This is a genomic window from Mitsuaria sp. TWR114 (assembly GCF_007997345.1).
The window spans coordinates 1-585 of record NZ_VOSR01000528.1; the positions used below are offsets into that span (position 1 = coordinate 1).

Below are 585 nucleotides of genomic sequence, written 5' to 3' on the forward strand. Positions count from 1 at the left end.
GCCGGCCTGTATGCGGACGAGGCCAGCGCGGACTGGTCGACGCTGTCGCCGTACCGCGGCCAGAACGCCAACATGCATGCCTGCGAGGCCCTGCTGGCCGCCTTCGACCGCGACCGGCGAGCGCCGCTACCTGGAGCGCGCCCACCAGCTGGCCTACAACATCACCCAGCGCCAGGCCCAGCGCTGCGGCGGCCTGATCTGGGAGCACTACGACACGCAGTGGCAACCGGACTGGCAATACAACATCGACAACCCGGCCCACCTGTTCCGCCCCTGGGGCTACCAGCCCGGCCACCTCACCGAGTGGGCCAAGCTGCTGCTGCAGCTGCAAGCGCGCGGCGACGCGCTGGAGGCGGACCTGGGCTGGGCGCTGCCCACCGCCGACCGCCTGTTCAGGGTCGCGATGGACAAGGCTGGGACCGTGCTCGGGGCGGCCTGCATTACTCGCTGGCGCCCGACCTGAGCGTGTGCGACGCGGACAAGTATTTCGTGGCGCAGGCCGACGAGCGCCGCCGCCGCGGCGCTGCTGGCGGTCCGCACCCAGGGCGACGCGGCCTTCTACTGGGACTGGTACCAGCGGCTCTG

The 585-nt window shown here is 71.6% G+C and carries 1 protein-coding gene; it reads left to right on the plus strand.

Going from position 1 to position 585, the window contains the following annotated elements:
- The first annotated feature begins 76 nt into the window (after nt 1-76).
- Nucleotides 77-463, plus strand: a complete 387-nt coding sequence (locus FUT87_RS18515; RefSeq protein ID WP_310735257.1) for an AGE family epimerase/isomerase — start codon at nt 77-79, stop codon at nt 461-463.
- The last annotated feature ends 122 nt before the right edge of the window (nt 464-585 follow it).

Excerpts from the sequence above, each read along its gene's own strand:
- FUT87_RS18515 (WP_310735257.1), top strand. The coding sequence starts at position 77 with ATGCCTGCGAGGCCCTGCTGGCCGCCTTCGACCGCGACCGGCGAGCGC.